At 43.8% G+C, this 1,170-nt stretch carries 1 protein-coding gene; it reads left to right on the top strand.

Annotation, left to right across the window (positions count from 1 at the left end):
* The coding region (locus ACKGJY_RS15510) for an Ig-like domain-containing protein (protein WP_413974812.1) at positions 1-1,170 on the top strand (1,170 nt) is incomplete at both ends.

Here is a 1,170-nt window from a genome sequence, read left to right as displayed (position 1 = left end):
CGATCCAACAACATTCCCAGGCGGCCCAACAAGTGATCCAAACGATGCTTGTAGTCCAATCGGAATAGATACCACGGATACAGATGGTGACGGACTTACAGATTGTGAAGAAACCACAGGAATTGACGATCCAAGTACGCCAGACGATCCAACAACATTCCCAGGTGGCCCAACAAGTGATCCAAACGATCCATGTAGTCCCAATGTAGCAAACTGTTTTCCAGTAGCTAACAATGATGGTGGAACTACAGACCCTGGAATAGATATTATAATAGATATTACAGATAACGACACAGATCCTGATGGAACAATAGATGATTTAACTTTAGATTTAGATCCAAGTACACCGGGACAGCAGAGTACATTTACGGTACCAGGTGAAGGAACATTTACTGACAATGGTGACGGAACTATTACATTCAGTCCAGCACCAGGATATACTGACGGGATAACTACTATTACTTATACCGTAAATGATAATGATGGTAATCTATCTAATGAAGGTACAATAACTGTTGTCGTTCCATTATGTACATCTATTGTAGATACAGATGGTGACGGACTAACAGATTGTGAAGAAACCACAGGAATTGACGATCCAAGTACGCCAGACGATCCAACAACATTCCCAGGCGGCCCAACAAGTGATCCAAACGATCCATGTAGCCCAATCGGAATAGATACCACGGATACAGATGGTGACGGACTTACAGATTGTGAAGAAACCACAGGAATTGACGATCCAAGTACACCAGACGATCCAACAACGTTCCCAGGTGGCCCAACAAGTGATCCAAACGATCCATGTAGCCCAATCGGAATAGATACAACAGATACAGATGGTGATGGACTTACAGATTGTGAAGAAACCACAGGAATCGACGATCCAAGTACACCAGACGATCCAACAACGTTCCCAGGCGGACCAATAAGTGATCCAAATGATCCATGTAGCCCAATCGGAATAGATACCACAGATACAGATGGCGACGGACTAACAGATTGTGAAGAAACCACAGGAATTGATGATCCAAGTACACCAGAGGATCCAACAACATTCCCAGGTGGCCCAACAAGTGATCCAAACGATCCATGTAGTCCAATCGGAATAGATACAACAGATACAGATGGTGACGGACTAACAGATTGTGAAGAAACCACAGGAATTGA

This window comes from Hyunsoonleella sp. 2307UL5-6 (assembly GCF_047345485.1).
Classification (GTDB): Bacteria; Bacteroidota; Bacteroidia; order Flavobacteriales; family Flavobacteriaceae; genus Jejuia.
This window is presented reverse-complemented; position numbering and strand designations above follow the sequence as displayed.